Genomic DNA, 20,584 nt, shown 5'->3' on the forward strand with positions numbered 1-20,584 from the left:
TGCTGCTCATGCTGTGCCTTCCTGTCATCGCGGCCTGGGCGCAGGATACAGATGGCGTCCCGAGGATGCAGACCATGGTCTCTCGCGCCAGCAAGGATGGGCACACGTTTTTCGAGATCAGCGCGAAGGGCTTCGTGCAGGCCGCGCCGCAGCAGGCGTGGCGAGTGCTGACCGGCTACGAGCGGCTGCCCGAATTCGTGCCCAACCTGCGCTCGTCGAAACTGGTGGCGCGCAACGGCAACGAAGTCATCCTCGAGCAGGAATCGACCGCCGGCTTCCTGTTCGTCGCGCAAGGCATCCACCTCGTGCTGCGCGTCACCGAACAGCCCTATTCCGCCATCGATATCGCGATGGTCGACGGCGACATGAAGCATTACAGCGCACGCTGGGAACTCACGCCTGTCGAACAGAACGGCGTCGCCGGCACCCGCATCACCTATGCGGGCACGATGGAACCGGGATTCTTCATTCTGCCGATCGTGGGCGACATGGTGGTGGAAAAGGACGTGAAGGAGATGATGAATGCGGTGGCGGCGGAGATCGACAGAACGGCGCGCGTGAAATGAAGCGTCGCCGATACCCGGCGGCGCACTGCCTGCGTGCCGTCACACAAAGCTGCCGCGCTTTCTGAAGCGCTCCGTCGCGGCAACCAGCGCAGCCGCGATCCCCGGCTCGACCGCGGCATGGCCCGCATCCGCGATCACCTGCAGCTCCGCCTCGGGCCACGCCTCATGCAGACGGTGCGCCGAGAGCGGCGGGCACACCACGTCATAGCGTCCCTGCACGATCACCGCCGGCAGATGGCGGATGCGGCCGATGTTGCTGATCAGTTGATCGTCGTGCATGAAGCCGCCGTGCAGGAAGTAATGCGCCTCCAGCCGGCCAATGCCGAGACTCACCGCGTCCGAGGAAAAGTCCTCGATCGCTTCCGCGTCGGGCCGCAGGAACAGGCAGCTGCCTTCATAGCGGCTCCAGGTGCGCGCCGCCGGCAGATAGATGTCCGGGTCATCGCTGAACAGGCGCTTCTCGTACGCGCGCAGCAAGTCGCCGCGCTCGGCGTCCGGAATGGCCGCGACGAATTGCGCGTGCACCTCGGGGAAGAACCAGCGCATGCCATGCATGAACCAGTCGACCTCCGCCCGCGTGCACAGGAAGATGCCGCGCAACACGAAGCCCAGACAGCGCCCGGGATGCGCCTGACCATACGCCAGCGCCAGCGTCGCGCCCCACGAACCGCCGAACACCAGCCATCGCTCGATGCCGAGCATCCTGCGGATGCGCTCGATATCGTCGATCAGCAAGGGCGTGGTGTTGTTGCGGTACTCGCCCAGCGGCGTCGATCTGCCCGCACCGCGCTGATCGAACAGCACGATGCGGTAATGCGCCGGATCGAAGAAGCGGCGATGCCGGGGCGACAGGCCGCCGCCCGGCCCGCCGTGCAGGAACAGCACCGGCACGCCGTGCGGATTGCCGCACTCCTCCCAGTACAAGGTGTGCAATTCATCGACCGGCAGCCTGCCGCTGCGATAGGGTTCGATCGGTGGAAACAGGATCGCTTCAGTCTGGGGATGGGTCATGGCGTTTTCCATCGGAATGTCGTCGCTCCATTGTATGCCGCGCGCTTCGCGCAATGGCATGCGGCGCGCCGGGAGGATTGCCGTTCGAGCAAGAGAATGCGCTGCTGCACACCGCGCGGCGGGCGGAGCGGTGCCGGCACGCGGAATCGCCACAAAGCTCTAGCCAGAACCGGAAAACTCCTGTAGACTTCGGGCCCTTCAGACGTGGTGACACACGTCAATGTTTGACCAGCCGATGTACGCCAATCAGACAGTCGATTTCAGGAGCGGTAGTTCAGTCGGTTAGAATACCGGCCTGTCACGCCGGGGGTCGCGGGTTCGAGTCCCGTCCGCTCCGCCAAAACGAAAAAAGACGAACCAAACGGTTCGTCTTTTTTTTCGTCCTTCCGCTTCACTCGGGCTTGAACTCGCCGCCCAGCGCCTCCACCAGATCGTCGAGCAGCTTGCTCAACTCGCCTGTCATCAACGCAAAATCGGTATCGAAACGCTCGTCGTCGTTCTGCGTCATCGCATCGGCGTTTTCCTTCAGCACGTCGAGCGGCGCGACGCGCTTGAGCGTCAGCGACTCGGTCAGCACCAGCGACACGCGGTCGGCCCAGGTCAGCGCGAGCCGCGTGCACTGCTTGCCCGACGCGATATGGCGGCGCACGTCGTCCGGCTCCAGCGTGTGGCGCACGTAACGCACGGTGGCCTTGCCCTCGCTGGTGGAGCGCAGTTCGGTGTCCTGGTCGATCGTGAAATTGCGCGGCGCCTCGTCCGCCGCCAGCCAGTCCGTCATGGCCGCAACCGGCGACTGCTGCACGCGCAGCGTGCCGAGCGGCAGCTGGCCCAGCGATTGCAGCAGCGCCTTGAACACCTCGTCAGCCTTGGCGGGGCTGGCCGCATCGACCACCAGCCAGCCGTGGACCGGGTCGATCCAGACCGAGGTGTTGCGGCGGATGCTGAAGGCGCGCGGCAGCAGCTCGTCGGTGACCTGCTCCTTGAGCTCCTTCATCTGCTTGCGGCCCGGCTTGAAGCCCTGCTGCTCCTCCAGCTCGGCGGCACGCGCCTTGCACACCTGATTGATCACGGTGGACGGCAGCAGCTTCTTCTCGGTGCCCAGCTGCAGCAGCAACTGCTTGTTGACGGTGTGGACCAGCATGCCATTGTCGCGCGGCGACACCCAGCCATTGCTCTGCATCTCGAGGCTGTTGGAAGCCGAGAATGCGCGCGGCGCGAGAGCGTCGTGCAATTGTTCGGAAGTCAACGCCCACGGGGCGGAAAGCCGATAAACCTGAAGATTCTTGAACCACATGGCGCGTCCGAAAAAAGGCGCCATTCTACACGCTGGGTATGACGAAAGTCAGTCGTCGGATCGCGCGTCCGGGTCGAACAGGCCAAGCTGCTGCAGGTCCTCCTCACCCTCCTTCACCCGAATGCCGACGCCGAGCAGGCGCACCGGCCGCCGGCCGCGCTCGTAGCCGGTTTCCAGCAGCCGCGCGAATTGCGGCGCGTCGAGCGCGGTGCCGACGCATTCGACCGTGGTCTGACGGAAGTTGGCGAAGCGCAGCTTGACGAACAGTCCGCGCACATGCCTTTCCGCGCCGGCGCGCCGCACGCGCGCGACCAGACTTTGCAGCAAGTCGGGCAGCTGTTGCAGACAGCCGTCGAGGTCGGGGATGTCATGCACGTAGGTTTCCTCGACGCTGACCGACTTGCGTTCGCGCGTCGCATTGACCTGGCGCGTGTCGATGCCGCGGCACAGGCGGTACAGGCTTTCGCCGAACTTGCCGAAGTGCTGCTGCAGCGCGATCATCGGCCAGTCGCGCAGGTCGGTACAGGTATGCGCGCCCAGTTTCTTCAGCTTGGCCGCCGTCACCTTGCCGACGCCGAACAGCTTTTCCACCGGCAGCGTGGCGACGAAGGCATCGACTTCCGGCGGGCGGATCACGAACATGCCGTCGGGCTTGTTCCAGTCGCTGGCAATCTTGGCGAGGAACTTGTTGGGCGCGATGCCGGCCGAGGCGGTGATGCCGACGGTAGCCGCGATGCGGGCGCGGATGTCCTGCGCGATCAGCGTCGCGCTGCCCTTGAAGTGCGGCGCCCGCGTGACGTCGAGATAGGCTTCGTCGAGCGACAAGGGCTCGACCAGTTCGGTGTAGTCGCGGTAGATGGCGAGAATCTGCTTCGACGCGGCGCGGTATTTTTCCATTGCCGGCGGCAGCACGATCAGGTCCGGGCAGCGTTGCAGCGCCTGCGACATGGCCATCGCGGAGCGCACGCCGAAACGCCGCGCTTCGTAGTTGCAGGTCGCCACCACGCCGCGCTGGTCGGGCCGCCCGCCGACCGCCAGCGGATGCCCGCGCAATGCGGGGTTGTCGCGCATCTCGACCGCCGCATAGAAGCAGTCGCAATCGCAGTGGATGATTTTTCGGGAGGGCGCGTCCAAGGTGCAGGAATGACGAATACGCGGGGCAATGTGCCGTCTATTCTACCGGCGCATGCGGCGCTTGCCATTCCTCGCCGCGAACTTGCCGAAGCGGCAAGGTCGCGACCTGCGTGATTGCGGCGCGCCGGTCGAGCGGCGCGCCGCAGAACTTCCCGCTTACTTGCCCGTGCCGCTCTCGGCATCGGGTGTTTGCATGCCGCCGCTCTGACGCGAGGCTTTCAGTTCGGCTTCGGACATTTCCTTCTCCGACTTGTACTTCTGCTTGGCGCTGTCCTTGTCGGATTTGTATTCGGACTTTGCGGCGGCGTCGGATTCCCGCTTCTTGATCAGGGGATCGCTGGTTCCGGATGTGGAGGTGCCGGCGGCAGCTGCGCCGGAAGTGGCTGGGGATGGAGATGGTTCGGCAGTCTGCGCCTGGGCCATCTGTGCGAATGCAGCGACTGCAAGAGCGAGCAAGATCTTTGATGATTTCTGCATGAGAACTCCTTTTCGAAACATTGAAACCCGGTGGCAACACACCATCGGCACGAATCCGGCCGGTGCTGCCAGCCGCGATTCGTTAGTCAAGGACCCCCGCATGCCGTCAAAGTTCACAAATTGGCAACAAGCATTGCCTGACGGATGCTGCACGAGGGAATGGAGGCGCGATGAATCGCGTTTTGTTAAGCTTCGCGGTTTCAGCTCATTCTTTTCTCATGCCGAGTCATTTCCCCGACGGAACGCGCAACGACACGGCCGCCGCCGCTTCGTCCCCGCCCTCGAACGATATTGCCGCGAGCGATCATCCCGTCCTTCACTGGAGCGAGGCGGGCGAGGCCCGCGCCGCGCGCTGGCGCTCGGAAAACGCGACGCCGCCGCCGAAGCGCGTGGTCGTTGCCGACGACCGCATGACGGCCGACGCCGCCTATCGCCTCGCGTGTGAAGGCACGGCGCTCCTGTGGCACGGCGACTTCCAGAATGCGCGCCAGTTGCTGCAGGCGATGGCGCGGCGTGCGGATCGCAAGCCGCGCAAGCAGGCAGCGTCGCCGACGGATGCCTTTCATCTGCACCGGCAGGCGCAATCGCAGCGCGCCCGCACGCTGGCAATGCTGCTGCTGCCCTTCGATGCGGACTTCCGCATTCCGCTGCGGCGTGCGCCCGATGTGCAGCAGGCCTGCGAGGAAGCCTATGGCCCGGCAGACGCGCCCTTCGTCGCATCGCTGCGCGAATTGCTGGGACTGATCGGCGCGCACGAGTGGCGCAAGAAAGGCGTGGAGATTCCCGCGCTGGGCGCGCGCATTCATCCGCACTATGGCGTGTTCTCGCCGGTGCGCGGCGAATACGTGGAGCTGGTGGCGCAGGCGCCGCTGCCTGCGAAAACGCTGGCCTTCGACATCGGCACCGGCAGCGGCGTGCTGGCCGCAGTGCTGGCGCGGCGCGGCGTGGCGCACGTGGTCGCCACCGATCAGGACCCGCGCGCGCTGGCCTGCGCGCGCGACAACCTGGAGCGGCTCGGATTGAACAGGCAGGTGGAAGTGGTGCAGGCCGATCTCTTTCCCGCAGGACGCGCGCCGCTGGTGATCTGCAATCCGCCGTGGGTGCCGGCGCGCCCCAGTTCCGCCATCGAGCACGCGGTGTACGATCCCGACAGCCGCATGCTGCGCGGCTTCCTCGCCGGCCTCTCCGCGCATCTGGAGCCGGGCGGCGAAGGCTGGCTGATCCTGTCGGACCTGGCCGAGCACCTCGGCTTGCGCCCGCGCAGCGAACTGCTGGCCGCGATCGATGCGGCGGGATTGAAGGTGCTGGGCAGGATCGACGTGCGGCCGCAGCATCCGAAGGCTGCCGATGCGGACGATCCGCTGCACGCCGCGCGCGCGGCGGAGGTGACGTCGCTGTGGCGGCTGGCGGCGCGCTGATTTGCTACACTTTCGCGCCTTCGCGGCGCATCCGCACCGCTTCATCCATCGAGGAAAACATGAGCAACAAACCCGCCCGCACGCTGACGTTCAAGTGCAAGAAATGTTCAAAATCCGTTCAGGTCTCTCTGCAGAAGGTATCGGCCTGCTCGCACATCCAGCCGTATCAGGGCATCTGCAAGTGCGGCGAAGTGATGCGCCATGCCACCGGGCAGAAGGATGCGGTGGAATCCTATCTCGCCGCGCCGGACGGCGACTGGTCGCATCATCATCATTGAAAGCGTGAAGACGGGTAATCAGACTTTCCGGTTCCGCATGGAGTCCTTGGATTTCCTGATGTAATCCGCGCCTTCCATGACTTCCTTGAGTGCCGTCAGCGCCTTCATGCTGCCGAACACGAGCAAGCCATGCTCCACCCCGATATCGAACGGCAATCTGTCGCCGAACTGCTCCCAGACCTCGGCCAGGCTCGTGAGCAAAAGAATGATCCCCACCAGGAACTTGCTGAAGGGATGATCGATCAGGTATGCGATGGCACGCATGATTGTCTCCGTACTCGCGTGGAGTAATGGCGGGCGTGTTACGGCATTTCAGGACGCCCGCATCTGCACCAGAATCCATGGCTTGACCACCACCGCCCACAGGGAGGCGTCGGCCTCGAACCATGCGGTGGCAAGCTGGTCCGACACCTTCGTCACGCGCCCTTGCGCCATCCATTGCGAAACCGACTCCTTGTCGTCGCCGGCGATGCGCGCGGCGACCTCGATCAGGTCGAGATCGTCGCTCACTGCGATCATCGTGCCGGAAGCGAAGTGGCGTTGCAATTCGCTCCACGGGATGCGCGCGGTTTCGAGATTGAGCCTGGCGCGAAGCAGTTCGTCCTGCTTGTCCTGTTTGTCCTGCTTGTCTGTTGCGGTCATTGTCGGGGTTTCACGGGAATGCGGTTGTCAATAGTGCGGCGGTCTTTCATCCGCCGCACCGCGTTCGATGGCGGCGTCGCGCATCTCCTTGATGCGCCGCGCAAGCGCTGAACACAGGGCTTCGAGATCGTCTATCTTCTTCTGCTGCTGATAGACCATCTGGTTCAATGCGTCGACCATGTCGTCCTGGCGGGCGAGCCTGATTTCGATATCGACTAAACGCTCTTCGGTCGTCACGGCGGAACCTCTCTGGATGCACAAAAGGCGCTTATCTTAATCGATCCGTGCAGGCCGGCGCATTCCGCCCTATCCTGAACACCTTCGTTTCGGATCAACCATTTTCCATTGCAGACAATCAATGAGATCGACCAAAGCCAGCGCCGCCGTCAGCCGCCTCAATGCACGCGATACCGCCTATCGTTATTCGATGGGCATGACGGCCAGTGGTTTCTTTTATTTGTTGCGCGCCGAGGGTAATGCGGCGCCCGAGAAGATCAGCGCCGATCTGACGCTGGAGGAATTCGTGCGGTTTGCCGATCAGACCGGGCCGCAAAAGAAGGTCCGGGTCAGCAAGCTCGATGTCGCTTTCGAAAGGCAGCTGGGCAAGAAACACGACGGCCAGACATGAAAAATGCCGGACGGGAAGGCATTCCCGTCCGGCATCGGATCAAGCGATCGCGAATATCGGCTTAGAACTTGTGGCGCATGCCGATATTGAATGTCGAGGGATCGCTGCCCGCGGCAGCCGCACCGCCCAGCCGCGCGCCAGCGTCATTCTTGACGTAGGCGAGGTGTACAGATTGGTGCGCCTGGACAGGTCGCAGGTGTAGCCGAGCGCCCATTGGCCGGCATCGCCGTTCGGCACCAGCTTGTCGTCATGGAGGACGCAGGAAGCGAGGACCGTGCTGGATCCGAACGGTGCGGACAGGCCGCCCCAGCATCGGCAGGTCGCGCATCTGACGCCAGCGCCACTCATGCACGCAGGCACAGTTGTGCCCCCATCCTGAACAAACCATCGCCGCGTCTGCCCGCGGTTCGAGCGTGATCCGGACGATATCGTCCTGCACATCGAGGGATAAAATGGAAAAGCCTTCCCAGAACGGGAGGTCGTGCGCAACATCGATCATGAAGGTAGTGTCTCGTTATCTACTGATTGGTCGCACAACCAGTTTATCGACGATTCACTGCCCTCCTTGTTTTTGGTTGCTCCACGTTAATCCGTGAAGAACCAAAAAAGGGAGGCCGCAGCCTCCCTTTCTCTTGCATTCCCAGCCGGAAACTCAAACAGCAACTGCCTGCTTCGTCTCCGTCGTTTGCGGTTCCTCATCGCCTGAACGAATCAGGTGATCGAAGGCGGACAAGGCTGCTGTCGCGCCGGCGCCGACCGCGATGACGATCTGCTTGAAAGGCACGGTGGTGCAATCGCCGGCAGCGAACACACCGGGGACCGAGGTCTGGCCGCGTGCATCGATCTCGATCTCGCCGAAGCGGGAAAGCGCAATCGTGCCTTTGAGCCATTCGGTGTTCGGCACGAGGCCGATCTGCACGAACACGCCTTCGAGGTCGATTTTGTGCGCGGCGCCGCTGCTGCGGTCGGTGTAGGAAAGACTTGTCACCTTTTGACCATCGCCGTTGATCTCGGTCGTTTGTGCCGACATGATGATCTGCACGTTCGGCAGCGAGCGCAGCTTGCGTTGCAACACCGCGTCCGCACGCAATTCCGTGCCGTACTCGATCAAGGTCACGTGCTGGACGACACCCGCCAGGTCGATGGCCGCTTCCACGCCGGAGTTACCCCCGCCGACGACGGCGACGCGCTTGCCCTTGAAGAGCGGGCCGTCGCAGTGCGGGCAGTACGCTACGCCGTGGTTGCGGTATTCCTTTTCGCCCGGCACGTTGATTTCGCGCCAGCGCGCGCCGGTCGAGAGAATCACGGTCTTCGCCTTCAACACGGCACCGCTGGCAGTGTGGACTTCGGCGATCTTGCCCGGTATCAGCTTGACGGCGCGTTGCAGGTTCATGATGTCCACGTCGTATGCCTTGACGTGTTCTTCCAGCGCGGCGGCGAATTTCGGCCCTTCGGTTTCTTTCACCGAGATGAAGTTTTCAATCGCGAGCGTGTCGAGCACCTGGCCGCCGAAACGTTCGGCCAGGACGCCGGTACGGATGCCTTTGCGTGCCGCATAAATCGAAGACGCTGCGCCAGCAGGGCCACCGCCGATGACGAGCACGTCAAACACGTCTTTCTTGCTCAGTTCTGCCGCAGCGCGAACGCCGGCATTGCTGTCGAGCCTGGAAAGGATTTCCTCGACGCTGGTGCGTCCCTGTCCGAAGTGTTCGCCGTTCAGGAACATCATTGGCACGGCCATGATTTGGCGGTCTTCCACTTCTTTCGGAAACACGCCGCCGTCAATTGTCGTCACCTTGATGCGCGGATTGATCACGGACATGGCGTTCAGCGCCTGCACGACTTCCGGGCAATTGTGGCAGCTGAGCGAGACGAAGGTCTCGAACTCGTAGTCGCCATCGAGGTTGCGAATCTGTTCGATCACGGCGTCATCCAGCTTGATCGTGTGACCGCCGACTTGCAGCAAGGCGAGCACCAGCGAAGTGAATTCGTGGCCCATCGGGATCCCGGCGAACGTGACGCCGATATCGGTCCCGGCGCGCTGGATCGTAAACGATGGGGCGCGCTTGGCGTCACCCTGCTCGCGCAAAGTAATCTTGTCGCTCAACTGGACGATGTCCTGGAGCAGTGCTTGCAGTTCCTGCGATTTCGCAGAGTCATTCAGCGATGCAACGATCTCAATGGGTTGCACCACTTTTTCCAAATAGGCTTTCAACTGTGTTTTGAGAGTGGCATCCAACATGACTTTTTCCTTTTTTTGGGCAACATCATCCCCGGCCGGGAGAAAACCCCGCCGGCCAGGAATCAGAAGTACTACGGAGGTACTACAGGATTACTTAGATCTTGCCGACCAGGTCCAACGACGGAGCCAGGGTCTTTTCGCCTTCTTGCCACTTGGCGGGGCAAACTTCGCCCGGGTGAGCGGCGACGTATTTCGCTGCCTTGACCTTGCGCAGCAGTTCCTTGGCGTCACGGCCGATGCCTTCGGCAGTGATTTCGATGGCTTGGATCACGCCTTGCGGATCGACGATGAAGGTGCCACGGTCAGCCAGACCAGACGGACGCAGGATTTCGAAATTCTTCGAAATTTCGTGGGTCGGGTCGCCGATCATCGTGTACTTGATCTTGCCGATTGCCGGCGAGGTGTCGTGCCAAGCCTTGTGGGAGAAGTGGGTGTCGGTGGAAACCGAGAAAATCTCAACGCCCAGTTCGCGGAATTCAGTGTAGTTGTCGGCCAGATCTTCCAATTCGGTCGGGCAGACAAAAGTGAAGTCAGCGGGATAGAACACAAAAACGGCCCATTTGCCCTTCACGTTGGCGTCGCTCACTTCGACGAACTTGCCATCTTTGTATGCCTGTGCGGTAAACGGTTTGATTTCGGTATTGATAATAGACATTCAGTTTTCCTATAAAGGGTTGGAAACATCGGTAACGCTGCGCCAGTGTACGGGCATATCGCCCATCTGAAAAATTGATTGATTCAATGATTTTGATTTACTCTGACTATTGCAACAGCGCAACACGGCGCCTTTACGCGACCGTGTGCGTATTCTAGCGGCCCTCGGTGAGACTCGTGATGCTCAGGACTAGTGGTCAGACACTCTAAATTTTTCTAGTTCAAAACGATCTAACCGTAGCCAGCTTTTGAAGGAGATCGTGATGAACAAGAAGTATGTGGTGAAGTTGACCGCCGAGGAACGAGCGCGGTACGAACATCTTGTGCATACAGGCAAGTCTGCTGCGTGGAAGATCCAGCGGGCGCAGGCGCTGCTGAAGGCGGATCAAGGGGCGCAAGGGCCAGGATGGGATGACGCCCGCATTGCCGAAGCCTTTGGGGTGACCACGCGCAGTCTGCAAAATTGGCGCAAGCAAGCGGTGGAAGAAGGGCCGGACTCCTTGCTGGAACACCAGTGGGCGCCACGACCGCGGGCAGTGAAGCTCGACGGTGAAGGACAAGCGCGCCTGACGGCGCTGGCCTGCTCGACAGCGCCGGATGGCCGCGCAAGCTGGACGTTGAATTTGTTGGCAAACAAGCTGGTGGAGTTGCATATTGTCGATACGATTTCGCGTGAAACAGTACGGCAGGCGTTAAAAAAAGCGACCTGAAACCGTGGCTGAAGCAGCAATGGTGTATCGCACCGCATGCGGATGCGGAGTTCGCCTGCCAGATGGAGCAGGTGCTGGAAGTGTATCGGCGGCCCTATGATCCTGCGCATCCGGTGGTGTGCATGGATGAACAGCCCAGGCAATTGATTGAAGAAGTGCGTCCCCCTTTGCCGATGCAACCGGGGCAGCCGGAGAAAGTGGATTACGAATACATCCGTCATGGCATGTGTTGCGTATGGATGTTTGTCGAACCCTTGGGAGGATGGCGCGACGCGACGGCCACGGCACAGAAGACCAGCATTGCGTGGGCACAGCAAGTGCGGGCGTTGGTGGATGCGCCGCGCCATGCACAAGCGGAGCGCATCACGCTCGTCTGCGACAACTTGAATACGCATCGGCTCGCCTCGCTGTATCAGGCATTTGAGGCGCCCGAAGCGATGCGGATTGCGCGCAGGTTGGAATTGGTCTACACGCCCAAGCATGGCAGTTGGCTCAACATGGCCGAATCGGAATTGAGCGTGTTGACCCGACAATGTCTGCGCGACCGCATAGGCGATATGCGCCTGATCGCAGCTCGGGCGCAAACATGGGCGCAGCAGCGCAATCAGGATCAAACCGGAATTGACTGGCAATTTCGTACCGAAGATGCTCGGATTAAACTGAAATACCTCTACCCGAAATTTTTAGATTGACGGAACACTAGAGCGGTTTCAGCCTGACTTGCCATAGCCAGAATGGCAAATGTATCGTTCACATTCGGCGGCATTGAATTGATCGAGCAGGGCGCCGAAGGCACACCAGAGGGTATCCATCGTGCGAGCTGCAGTTTTTCTGAGGAGCGTTTTGAACTTGGCAAAGACTTGTTCGATGGGGTTGTAGTCGGGGCTGTAAGGCGGCAGATAACGCACTTGTGCACCAGCGGTCTCGATGGCAGCAGCAATGCCGACGACCTTGTGCGAGCCGAGATTGTCCATCACCACGATATCGCCCGGTTGCAGCACAGGGGCCAGTACCTGTTGTACCCAGGTGCGAAAGGCATTGCCATTGATCGGGCCATCGAACACGCAAGGCGCCACCAGGCCGCCGGTACGCAAGGCGCAGACGAAGGTGGTCGTATGCCAGTGGCCGCAAGGCGCTTGCCCGAGACAGCGAGTGCCTTTCACGGAGCGTCCTCGGGCCGGCGTCATGCTGGTGCCGGCCCAGGTCTCATCCAGAAATACCAGGTGGCGCACGTCAAAGCAGCCCTGCTCGGCGGCCCAGTCACAACGCGCCTGCGCTACGTCCGGGCGCTCCTGCTCGGCGGCATGGAGCATCTTTTTTTAAGGCTCAGCCCAAGCCGGGCCAGCGTCTTCCACATGGTAGTCACGCTCACCTGAACGCCATGCTCGGCATGCAGCCATTGGCACAACTGTTCCAGCGTTTGATCATTGATGGCTTGTACGCGCGCGGCCAGCACGTCTTCCAGTCCGCTCAGTTTCAACGGCACATGGTTGTGCTGGACACCCGCCGTATCATCCCCGAGTCGGTGCCGCCGCGAACGGGCCCTTGCCACGTACGATTTGCTTACCCTGAAGCGGGTCGCCACCTCGGCTATGGAACCGCTCGCGTTTAGCACGCGATCCCGTAAATCTTGCCCGTAGGCTTGTCCTGGATGCCACGCCATGACCGTGTCTCCTGCCGCTGCCAATCCCATTCGATCCTGCACCGATCCCGTAGTTCAACAGCTTTGTGACGCAGGTCAGGACAAAACTGCTCTAGTGCATGTCGCCGCGCAGGCGATCCAATCCTTGCCGCAGCCCTTCCCCCCAATATTCGGTGATCGCCGTCAAATCCTGCCAAGTGATCTGCTGCCCCTGCGGCAGTGTCTTGTCGCCTTTGCGATTGGCGGTGGCAGCCGCAACGCGCTTGCCCTGAGGGTCGAGCAATTCGATCTCGGCCGTCATCTCCTCGACCCGGGGCGCCGTGCCCGTGACTTCCCGCCCCAGATTGAATGCCGCTTTGATCGGAATGAGGTCAGTGACGTTGCGATCGGGCCTCACGGCTTGCACGCCCGTGATCGCCGTTCTTATTCGCAGGACGTCCGGTCCGGCCGTGGTCACGATCTGATATTTCGGATGGAGCGCCTTTTGGAACGACGTCATCAGGTCCGCGGTCATGCGCGCTATCGCCTCGGACGGCACGCGGGATTGATCCGCGCTCGGCGTCACGATGATTTGCACCGGATCGAACATGAGTTTGCTGTACTGGCGGAAATCCACGGATCGGTCGGCATACACCAGTGCACCTTCTCGCTTGGGGTCCGGTTTCAGTTGCGAGTAGTCGCCGAGAAATCCCGAATTGCTCGGCACGGCCTCGTTCCGGACAGAATTCATCATGGGGGAATGACATCCGGTGGCCAAGGCAAGAGTGACGAGTATCAGTCCTGATCGCATCTTCATGGTATTCACTCCACTCTAGGAAATTGAATTCGAGCCGTCCGGATGCGGCTCCTCATGATGCCGACTCGCCTCATCATTCTTACGCAGACACGGCTGCCTAATTGATTGACTTCTTGTCCATAAGTTCTCTGTCGAGCCCTCCGAGAATCGGACAAGCGACTCGCCTGCCCTGGAAGCATGCAGAAATACTTCGTCTTCCTCGAGCCCGTTTCAGCGGCTCGCATCCGTTTTCAGAGTTGCAATATTTGCGCGATTTTCAATTTTATTAAGCGCTCCATCACCGAAGTAGTGCTGCATTCACCGCTTTTCTTTGGTTCTTCACGTTAATCCGTGAAGAACCAAAGAAAAGCCCGCCCGCCTCTCGGCGAACGGGCAAGGTCACTTCAACCTTTGGAAGTAGAAGCGTCTGGTCTGATGGAGACCGGCGAATGATGCCGCAAGGAAATGACGTGGCGATGACAGCTGCTGCTCGATGCAAACGGCGTCAGCGTCCTCGTTTCACATGCGCACCAAGCGGTGTGCGATCCGGGCTCATGCCTGCGCGGCAGCCAGTTCGGCATCCTTCTTTCTCGCCCGCGCCACCGCCGGGCGTGCGCTGGTGCGCTCGATGTAAGCCTTGATCAGCGGCGTCTCCGGCACCAGCTTGAACATGGTGGTCCACAGCAGCGCCGTGCCCCACAGCGCGTCGGCGGCAGTGAATTTCTCGCCGAGCAGATATGGCCCCCTGGCGAGCTGGTCCGTCAGCGTTTTCAGCATGGTGTCGAAGTCGCCATAGGGCGAGACCGATGGCGGTGCCGGCGGATTGTTCTGTGCGCGATCCGCCAGCGCCGGCTCGAAACACGATCCGTAGTACACCATCCACCGCAGGTAGGGTCCGCGCAGCGGATCGCCGATCTGCGGCGCAAGACCCGCTTCCGGGTAGAGGTCGGCAAGGTACATGTAGACCGCCGCCTGTTCGGTGACCAGCGCGTCGCCGTGCAGAATCGCCGGTACCTTGCCCATCGGATTGATCGCGAGATATTCCGGCGCGCGCTGCTCGCCGGTTTTCATGTTCAGCACATGCAGCTGGTAATCCGCACCGAGTTCTTCCAGCAGAATCAGTGCGCCGGTCGAACGGGTGTTGGGCGAATGAAAGAAGGTGAGCTGACGGTTCGCGGTCATGGGCGGCATTCCTTTGGTGGCGTTGAGGGTTTGTCAATATAGCAGACGGCGAATCCGCGAAATGCGTCGGAAAAATCGCCGAACATGCAGCGACGCTTCGTCATCGATAGAGGGTTAATCCGTCGTCGTGCGCTCGGCAAGGAAGTAGGCGGGACTTGCCAGCAGCAGGGACACCAGCTCGGTCTGGCGGTTGGTGCCGGTCTTGGCGAAGATGCTCTTGAGCTGGGTTTTCAGCGTATGGGGCGAGATGGTGCGCTCGTGCGCGATATCGTCGAGCGTCCTGCCGCTGCACAGGCCGACCGCCAGTCGGGCTTCGGCATCGGTCAGGCCGAACAGCTTGCGCACGCGGTCCGGAGTCAGGCTGGGCGCGTAGTCGGGATCGAACACGAAGACCAGCGCCGCACCGTGTGTCTGCCCCGCTGCGATGCGCACCGGCGCGACCATCAGCATCAGCGGCAGCCGTCCCGGCCGCGGCAGCAGCACCACTTCGTTCAGCGTGGTCGTGCTGCCGCGGCTGGCCTGGATCGCATTGCCGATCTCGAAATTGAGCTTGCGGCTGGCATCGACATCGCTCGCCACCAGATGCCCCTGCTCCAGCTTGAGCAGCTTGCTGTCCGCCAGCAGCGTCCTGGCGCGACTGTTCATGTGCGCGGCGCGGCTGTGCTCGTCGAAGAACAGCGCCGGCATCGCCAGCAGGTCAAGGCCGCCCGCCAGGAAGTCCTGACCGAACTGCAACTCGGTAAAGCGCGCGCGCATCTGGATCGCGCGCTGCATGTGCGGCATGAGCCGGTCCAGCGTATCGAGATCGTCGCGCGAAAAGCCGGGTTGCACGGGCGAGCGTTGCACGATCATTTGCGTGAACCATGCGCCTTCGCGCAGCACGATCGCGCCGGCCGCGTACTCCACGCCCTGCGGCGACAGCCACTCGCGATAGAAGCGGCTGTGCGGGACCTGCTCAGGATGCGCGATATCGAGATTGCTGGCGTAGAAATGCGCGACGGGCGACGTCATGATGTGCTGCGCCAGCACATCTTCCTGGGCATAGTGGAGCGCATAGCGCTCGACCCAGCCCGCCGTGATGCCGCTCAGCCAGAGCCCCTTGACCTCGTGCGTATCGCCGTTGCGGATGATCAGCGTGACCGCCTTCAAGCCGAAACTCGCCGTCAACGCCTCGATGAAATCCTGAAAGCCGCCTGGCGCAGTCACCCCGTCGTACAACTTCGCCAGCAGCGGCTCGAATGCCGCCTCTGGCTGCCCTGCTTCGTGCATCGATACCTCGCCCATGGTCGCAACTCCTCCTGCGGCTAGCATGCCTCTGGCGGGAAGATGTTGTCAAATTGTTCATCGAATCGGTGCAAGTGACGAGCGATGCACGCAACGCGTGCGCCGTCGGGAAGGGCGCGGCGCGGCCTACCCGGCCTACCCGGCCCCTCCGCGCCACTGCATCATTCGCGGCAGCCGCCGCAATGCCGCCCCGGTCAGATACCTGGAATAGTCGCGATAGTCAGCGTCCCCCGCCACCACATCCATGTGCTTCCTGATCAGTCCGCCGCCTGCGCCGAGTGCGCGTACGAAGAGCGGTTCGAGCGGGCGCGAGAACACGAGGTAGCGCAGCAGCCGGCCATCATCGAACAATCCGGCGATGCTCCCGTAGCGCTCCCTGTAGAAGGACAATGCGCTCCTTGCGCCATGCGCGGCGCGCGCCTCGATCACGGCGTGCGCCGCGTGATATCCGCTCAGGATCGCGAAAGCGATGCCCTCGCCCGTGATCGGTTCGACCAGGCCCGCCGCATCGCCCGCGAGCAGGACCGAACCCTCGCCGGGCTGCGCGAGGTAATTGCCGAACGGGATGGGATGGCGCAGCAGCGGCAGCGCCGGCACGCTGCCGATCGCCATGCGCGCGAAGCGTTCGAAGATCGGCCGCATGTCGGGATTTTCCGACGATAGTCCGCCCACGCCCACCGTCAATGTGCGCTCCTTGGGGAAGATCCATGCGTAGCCCCAGCGCACCAGACCGAGATAGATTTCCGGCGCACAGATGTCGCGCGAAACAAGCGATCTCGGCACCTCCATTTCCAATCCGACCGCAAAGCCGCGCTTGTCGATCGCGACCGAGGCCAGTTCCTTGCGGATGCGGCTGCTCGCGCCGTCGGCACCGATGATGAAGGGCGCTTCGTGACGCACATCGTCGTTCGCGAGGACCGCAGTGCGGTCGGGGCTCAAACCGCTTGCGCCGGCGCCTTCGATGACCTCGACGCCGAACGCGCGCGCCATGTCGAGCAGGTAGTGGTCGAACGCGCTGCGCGAAGTGAAGCAGATGGGCTTGTAGTCGCGGACTTCATTCAGCAGTCGCTCGCGGAAGAAAACCTTCGCGCCTCTGGCCTCGGCCTCGATGGGCGGATCGCATTGGGGGCCGAATGCCTGCCGCAGCGCATCTCGGCAGCGCAGGCTGATCAGGCCGCCGCACAGCTTCTGCCGCGGAAAGCGCGCCTTGTCCAGCAAGACGGCCTTCAGGCCCGCGCGCGCCAGCGTGATCGCCACCGCCGACAACGATTGCGTCGTAGCTGCGCATGATATTTACAGAAGGAATCGGGCTGACATGAGGACGGCTGGATGCCGCCTTCTGCACTATAACCTTGGCTGCCGACGAAGCAATCGGCACGCGGCCGGATCAGCGAGATCGTTTGATGCGTCGCAAGCCCGGGACGCATCCCGTGCCGCCAACGCTAAGCGGCGCGTCGCTGTTCGAGCGCCAGCCGTATCGCCAGCGCGGCCAGCACAAAACCCATCACGCGGCGTTGCGCCGCGAGCCAGAACGGATTGCGCGCGAACCAGGAAGCGATGCCCGCCGCCGACAGCGCGATCAGGAGATTGACGACAAAGCTCACGGAAATCTGCGTGACGCCCAGCGTCACGCTTTGCAGAAAGACCGAGCCATGCGCCGGCACGACGAACTGCGGAAAAATCGACAGATAGAAAATCGCGACCTTGGGATTGAGCAGGTTCGTCAGGAACCCCATCAGCAGCAGTTTGCGTGGCGCATCGGGCGGCAACTCCTTCGCCTCGAAGGGCGAGCGCGCTCCCGGCTTCACCGCCTGCCATGCCAGCCACAGGAGGTACAAGGCGCCTGCATACTTGAGCAGTTCATAGGCAAACGGCACCGCCATGAAAATCGCCGACAGGCCGATCGCCGCAGCCAGCATATGGACAACGAAGCCGGCGACGACGCCGAACAAGGAAATGACCCCGGCACCACGTCCCTGACAGATGGAGCGCGAGAGGATGTAGATCATGTTGGGGCCGGGGGTCAGCACCAGCAGCAGGGCAGTGCCGGCGAACAGCAGCAAGTCATTCAGGGGGATCATGTGTTCTCCGGCAGTTCAAGAAGTAGATGTAGGGTGGGCACGCAGTGCCCACGCAGAAATCGCAATATTCCTGAATATTGTCGCCAGGCCTGTCCATCTTTGCCGCGTGGGCACTGCGTGCCCATCCTACCCGCTTATCCTATTGCAAGCCTGCCGCCAATTCCCGCGTAAGCTCCGCCGCCGGAATCTCCCGGCATCCGCTCGCATTCTGGCCGGACCACAGCGGCGAGAACTCGCCGGAACCTTCGCTCTCGGCCTTGGCGCGCAAGGGCGCGATGGCAGCGGTTGCCAGCGGAAAGGCGGGCGGCGCGGCACTGATCGGGCCGAGCTCGCGGATGATGCGATTCACGATTCCGCGCGCAGGCCGGCCGGTGAACAGATTGGTGAGCGCAGTGTGGCGGGCGGCCTCGCTTTTCAGCGCGGCGCGGTGCACGGCGCTGGTCATCGCCTCGGGACAGAGCAGATAGGCCGTGCCAACCTGCATGCCGGCAGCACCCAGCTTCATCGCCGCCGCCACGCCTTTCGCATCGGCGATGCCGCCGGCGGCGATGACGGGCAGCTTCACCGCGCGCACGATCTGCGGCAGCAGGGCAAACGTGCCCACCTGGGTGGTCAGGTCGTCCGACAGGAAGATGCCGCGGTGCCCGCCCGCCTCCAGACCTTGCGCGATGATGGCATCGACACCCTGCGCTTCGAGCCAGCGCGCTTCCTCGACGGTCGTGGCCGAGGACAGTATCTTCGCGCCCCAGCTCCTCGCGCGCGCCAGCAGATCGGCCGAAGGCAGGCCGAAATGAAAGCTGACCACGGCAGGCTTGAATTCCTCCAGCACGTCGGCGGCTTCGGCGCTGAAGGGCGCGCGCCCCGGCCCGGCGGGGATGGCATCCGCATCGATCCCGTATTCCCGGTAATACGGCGACAGCGCAGTGCGCCATCCCGCCTCGCGCTCGGCGTTGACGGCCGGCGGCGTGTGACAGAAGAAGTTCACGTTGAACGGCTTGCCGGTGTTTTCCTTGATCGCCGCCAGCTCCTTGCGCATGGCGTCGATTGTGAGCATGGCGCAGGGCAGCGAGCCGAGGCCGCCGGCGTTGGAAACGGCAATCGCCAGCGCGCTGCCCTGCACGCCGGCCATGGGGGCTTGAATGATCGGCAGCTCGATGCCGAGGAGGGATTGCAGTGTCATTGACTTGTCTCCGAGTGGTTTGCGTTCGCCGTACCGTCTTGCCGATGCGCTGTTTCACAGGCGGTGTTACCGACATCTCGCGATGTCGTCGTGCGCAAGATGCGCGTTCCATTGTCCTGCATTGCGGCGGATTGCCGCGTGTCCTGGAGATATACTTCTTGCTTCATAAAAACAAACAGGGAGGATTTGATGAAAAAGTTTACTTTAACTGCACTTGCAGCCGCAGTGCTGCTGTCCGGCTGCGCGACATCTCAACCGGAAAAGGATTCCGCGCAGACCACGGGACCCGCAGTACCCGCAGCCTCCGCATCCACTCAAAAGGCCGTGCCCGTGCCTGCCGCATCCTCCCGCAAGCTTGTGCTGAACATGTCCGGCGCAAAGACCTCGGTCGAGGCAAGAGACTGGTCCGGCTTCAAGGAAGAATGGCGTGCTGTCTTCGAAGAACATGCGAAGGAAGCCGGCATCGCGTTCGCCATGCAGGAAGGCGAGCCTCGTCCGCTCGGCGAAGCCGGCACTCTGCTCGCCGTGCATGTCAACGACTACCGCATGGTTGGCATTGGTTCGCGCATATTCTTCGGTGTGATGACCGGTAACGCCTATGTGGATGCCAGAGTCCGCTTCACCGACCTGAGCACCGGCAAATCCTTCGGCGAGCAAGACTACAACACCAGCTCGTCAGCCTGGCACGGCATCTTCGCCAAAATGACGCCGCAGCAGGTGGACGCCATCGCCACTGGCGTGTTTCACGAATTGAAGCGCGCGCACTGAACCGGCAAGGCGGGATCGCCGCTTGCAGGGGGCTGGTTTTTCGAACTGGCACGCTGTACCCACCCGACCCGGCATATAGCGATTTGGCATGATGCAAGCGGAGCGAGCCTGGAACGTTCTCCATAGCAAGTTTCCGTTTGCCCCCCCTTGAACTGCGTGAGTCCGCACCGCATATCAGGAATTCAGATCGCTGTTTGACCCTGGCTCTTGGCGCATTGGTGCGTGGAACGCACTCCCATTTGAATGAAGGAATGATTCATGGACTGTCCTGTATGCAAGAACGTGAAACTTGTCATGTCTGATCGGCAAGGCATCGAGATTGATTACTGTCCGACCTGCCGCGGCGTCTGGCTCGATCGCGGCGAACTCGACAAGATCATTGACCGCTCAGTCGGCGTTGCCCCGCAGCCGGTTCCGCAACAAGTCCGGCATGATCCCTACCAGGGGCAGCAGCAGCCACAAGGATTCGGACAGTCGCAGGGCTATCCGCAACAGGGTTACCACAAGAAAAAGAAACGCGAAGGCTTTCTTGGGGAGCTGTTTGACTTCGATTGATGCCTTGTGAGCGGCGATGGACAGGTCTGGCGCAGCCTGTTCAAAATCAAGAGGTGAAACAAA

27 protein-coding genes and 1 tRNA gene are annotated in these 20,584 nt (G+C 62.0%); 9 read left to right on the top strand and 19 right to left on the bottom strand.

Annotated elements, in window-relative coordinates; all coding sequences use genetic code 11:
- Positions 1-74: 74 nt before the first annotated feature.
- Positions 75-566, top strand: coding sequence for an SRPBCC family protein (locus tag D3870_RS17550; protein ID WP_158590496.1), 492 nt, complete (start codon positions 75-77; stop codon positions 564-566).
- Between the two features lie 39 nt (positions 567-605).
- Here D3870_RS17550 and pip read toward each other — a convergent pair whose 3' ends face one another.
- Positions 606-1,577 carry a prolyl aminopeptidase gene (gene pip / locus D3870_RS17555; RefSeq protein ID WP_119742310.1) on the bottom strand — a complete coding sequence of 324 codons (972 nt, stop codon included), beginning with the start codon at positions 1,575-1,577 and terminating at the stop codon, positions 606-608.
- A 263-nt stretch (positions 1,578-1,840) separates the two neighbouring features.
- On the opposite strand from pip, the gene D3870_RS17560 reads away from it, so the two are divergent.
- Positions 1,841-1,917: transfer RNA gene (locus D3870_RS17560), tRNA-Asp, on the top strand.
- Positions 1,918-1,968: 51 nt separating this feature from the next.
- On the opposite strand, the gene D3870_RS17565 is transcribed toward D3870_RS17560, so the two are convergent.
- The 3 genes from D3870_RS17565 to D3870_RS17575 all read right to left on the bottom strand — a co-directional run bounded on the left by D3870_RS17565 (position 1,969) and on the right by D3870_RS17575 (position 4,482).
- On the bottom strand, positions 1,969-2,871 hold the full coding sequence (locus tag D3870_RS17565; protein WP_119742311.1) for a recombination-associated protein RdgC: 903 nt from the start codon (positions 2,869-2,871) through the stop codon (positions 1,969-1,971).
- A gap of 48 nt (positions 2,872-2,919) precedes the next feature.
- Positions 2,920-4,005, bottom strand: a complete 1,086-nt coding sequence (dinB, locus tag D3870_RS17570) for a DNA polymerase IV (protein WP_119741116.1) — start codon at positions 4,003-4,005, stop codon at positions 2,920-2,922.
- Between the two features lie 156 nt (positions 4,006-4,161).
- Entirely contained in the window at positions 4,162-4,482 is a 321-nt protein-coding gene (locus tag D3870_RS17575; RefSeq protein WP_119741118.1) for a hypothetical protein, read from the bottom strand.
- Between the two features lie 218 nt (positions 4,483-4,700).
- Between D3870_RS17575 and D3870_RS17580 the strand changes: the two genes are divergently transcribed.
- Entirely contained in the window at positions 4,701-5,900 is a 1,200-nt protein-coding gene (locus D3870_RS17580; protein WP_119741121.1) for a methyltransferase, read from the top strand.
- 59 nt (positions 5,901-5,959) lie between these two features.
- Entirely contained in the window at positions 5,960-6,178 is a 219-nt protein-coding gene (locus tag D3870_RS17585) for a hypothetical protein (RefSeq protein ID WP_119742313.1), read from the top strand.
- A gap of 18 nt (positions 6,179-6,196) precedes the next feature.
- Here D3870_RS17585 and D3870_RS17590 read toward each other — a convergent pair whose 3' ends face one another.
- Genes D3870_RS17590 through D3870_RS17600 form a run of 3 tightly spaced genes read right to left on the bottom strand, consistent with a single transcriptional unit; the run spans position 6,197 to position 7,057 of the window.
- The gene (locus D3870_RS17590; protein WP_119741124.1) at positions 6,197-6,442 is read right to left on the bottom strand and encodes a hypothetical protein; all 246 of its coding nucleotides are present in this window, start codon (positions 6,440-6,442) and stop codon (positions 6,197-6,199) included.
- Positions 6,443-6,490: 48 nt separating this feature from the next.
- On the bottom strand, positions 6,491-6,820 hold the full coding sequence (locus tag D3870_RS17595) for a DUF2288 domain-containing protein (RefSeq protein WP_119741126.1): 330 nt from the start codon (positions 6,818-6,820) through the stop codon (positions 6,491-6,493).
- 27 nt (positions 6,821-6,847) lie between these two features.
- Positions 6,848-7,057 carry a SlyX family protein gene (locus D3870_RS17600; protein WP_119741129.1) on the bottom strand — a complete coding sequence of 70 codons (210 nt, stop codon included), beginning with the start codon at positions 7,055-7,057 and terminating at the stop codon, positions 6,848-6,850.
- A gap of 121 nt (positions 7,058-7,178) precedes the next feature.
- Between D3870_RS17600 and D3870_RS17605 the strand changes: the two genes are divergently transcribed.
- Positions 7,179-7,448: a hypothetical protein gene (locus D3870_RS17605; protein WP_119741131.1), complete on the top strand. Its 270-nt coding sequence runs from the start codon at positions 7,179-7,181 to the stop codon at positions 7,446-7,448.
- A 61-nt stretch (positions 7,449-7,509) separates the two neighbouring features.
- Here D3870_RS17605 and D3870_RS22385 read toward each other — a convergent pair whose 3' ends face one another.
- From D3870_RS22385 to ahpC, 4 genes are all read right to left on the bottom strand, one after another.
- On the bottom strand, positions 7,510-7,662 hold the full coding sequence (locus D3870_RS22385; protein ID WP_158590497.1) for a hypothetical protein: 153 nt from the start codon (positions 7,660-7,662) through the stop codon (positions 7,510-7,512).
- A 33-nt stretch (positions 7,663-7,695) separates the two neighbouring features.
- Positions 7,696-7,947 carry a hypothetical protein gene (locus D3870_RS17610; RefSeq protein ID WP_119741134.1) on the bottom strand — a complete coding sequence of 84 codons (252 nt, stop codon included), beginning with the start codon at positions 7,945-7,947 and terminating at the stop codon, positions 7,696-7,698.
- A 153-nt stretch (positions 7,948-8,100) separates the two neighbouring features.
- Positions 8,101-9,690, bottom strand: coding sequence for an alkyl hydroperoxide reductase subunit F (gene ahpF, locus D3870_RS17615; protein ID WP_119741136.1), 1,590 nt, complete (start codon positions 9,688-9,690; stop codon positions 8,101-8,103).
- Positions 9,691-9,784: 94 nt separating this feature from the next.
- On the bottom strand, positions 9,785-10,345 hold the full coding sequence (gene ahpC, locus D3870_RS17620; RefSeq protein WP_119741139.1) for an alkyl hydroperoxide reductase subunit C: 561 nt from the start codon (positions 10,343-10,345) through the stop codon (positions 9,785-9,787).
- Positions 10,346-10,592: 247 nt separating this feature from the next.
- On the opposite strand from ahpC, the gene D3870_RS17625 reads away from it, so the two are divergent.
- On the top strand, positions 10,593-11,054 hold the full coding sequence (locus tag D3870_RS17625) for a helix-turn-helix domain-containing protein (protein ID WP_119741141.1): 462 nt from the start codon (positions 10,593-10,595) through the stop codon (positions 11,052-11,054).
- A 26-nt stretch (positions 11,055-11,080) separates the two neighbouring features.
- Positions 11,081-11,746, top strand: coding sequence for an IS630 family transposase (locus D3870_RS17630; protein ID WP_242490045.1), 666 nt, complete (start codon positions 11,081-11,083; stop codon positions 11,744-11,746).
- Between the two features lie 18 nt (positions 11,747-11,764).
- On the opposite strand, the gene D3870_RS17635 is transcribed toward D3870_RS17630, so the two are convergent.
- From D3870_RS17635 to D3870_RS17675, 8 genes are all read right to left on the bottom strand, one after another.
- Positions 11,765-12,367 carry an IS630 family transposase gene (locus D3870_RS17635; RefSeq protein ID WP_119741143.1) on the bottom strand — a complete coding sequence of 201 codons (603 nt, stop codon included), beginning with the start codon at positions 12,365-12,367 and terminating at the stop codon, positions 11,765-11,767.
- Complete coding sequence (locus tag D3870_RS17640) at positions 12,331-12,717, bottom strand: winged helix-turn-helix domain-containing protein (protein WP_119741146.1); 387 nt, start codon at positions 12,715-12,717, stop codon at positions 12,331-12,333. Before D3870_RS17640 ends, D3870_RS17635 begins: the two co-directional genes overlap by 37 nt.
- 91 nt (positions 12,718-12,808) lie before the next feature.
- Positions 12,809-13,492: a DUF3313 domain-containing protein gene (locus tag D3870_RS17645; RefSeq protein WP_119741149.1), complete on the bottom strand. Its 684-nt coding sequence runs from the start codon at positions 13,490-13,492 to the stop codon at positions 12,809-12,811.
- A gap of 531 nt (positions 13,493-14,023) precedes the next feature.
- Positions 14,024-14,653: a glutathione S-transferase family protein gene (locus D3870_RS17650; protein WP_119741152.1), complete on the bottom strand. Its 630-nt coding sequence runs from the start codon at positions 14,651-14,653 to the stop codon at positions 14,024-14,026.
- Between the two features lie 114 nt (positions 14,654-14,767).
- Positions 14,768-15,937, bottom strand: a complete 1,170-nt coding sequence (locus tag D3870_RS17655; protein WP_158590498.1) for a helix-turn-helix transcriptional regulator — start codon at positions 15,935-15,937, stop codon at positions 14,768-14,770.
- 135 nt (positions 15,938-16,072) lie between these two features.
- Positions 16,073-17,194, bottom strand: a complete 1,122-nt coding sequence (locus D3870_RS17665; RefSeq protein ID WP_242490093.1) for an NAD(P)/FAD-dependent oxidoreductase — start codon at positions 17,192-17,194, stop codon at positions 16,073-16,075.
- Between the two features lie 185 nt (positions 17,195-17,379).
- On the bottom strand, positions 17,380-18,018 hold the full coding sequence (locus D3870_RS17670) for a LysE family translocator (protein WP_119741163.1): 639 nt from the start codon (positions 18,016-18,018) through the stop codon (positions 17,380-17,382).
- A 139-nt stretch (positions 18,019-18,157) separates the two neighbouring features.
- On the bottom strand, positions 18,158-19,198 hold the full coding sequence (locus D3870_RS17675) for an NAD(P)H-dependent flavin oxidoreductase (protein WP_119741165.1): 1,041 nt from the start codon (positions 19,196-19,198) through the stop codon (positions 18,158-18,160).
- Positions 19,199-19,387: 189 nt separating this feature from the next.
- Here D3870_RS17675 and D3870_RS17680 point away from each other — a divergent pair, with 189 nt between their 5' ends.
- Positions 19,388-19,966: a hypothetical protein gene (locus tag D3870_RS17680; protein WP_119741168.1), complete on the top strand. Its 579-nt coding sequence runs from the start codon at positions 19,388-19,390 to the stop codon at positions 19,964-19,966.
- Positions 19,967-20,224: 258 nt separating this feature from the next.
- Positions 20,225-20,521: a TFIIB-type zinc ribbon-containing protein gene (locus D3870_RS17685; RefSeq protein ID WP_119741170.1), complete on the top strand. Its 297-nt coding sequence runs from the start codon at positions 20,225-20,227 to the stop codon at positions 20,519-20,521.
- The last annotated feature ends 63 nt before the right edge of the window (positions 20,522-20,584 follow it).

The sequence above is a fragment of the Noviherbaspirillum cavernae genome, from assembly GCF_003590875.1.
GTDB lineage: Bacteria > Pseudomonadota > Gammaproteobacteria > Burkholderiales > Burkholderiaceae_D > Noviherbaspirillum > Noviherbaspirillum cavernae.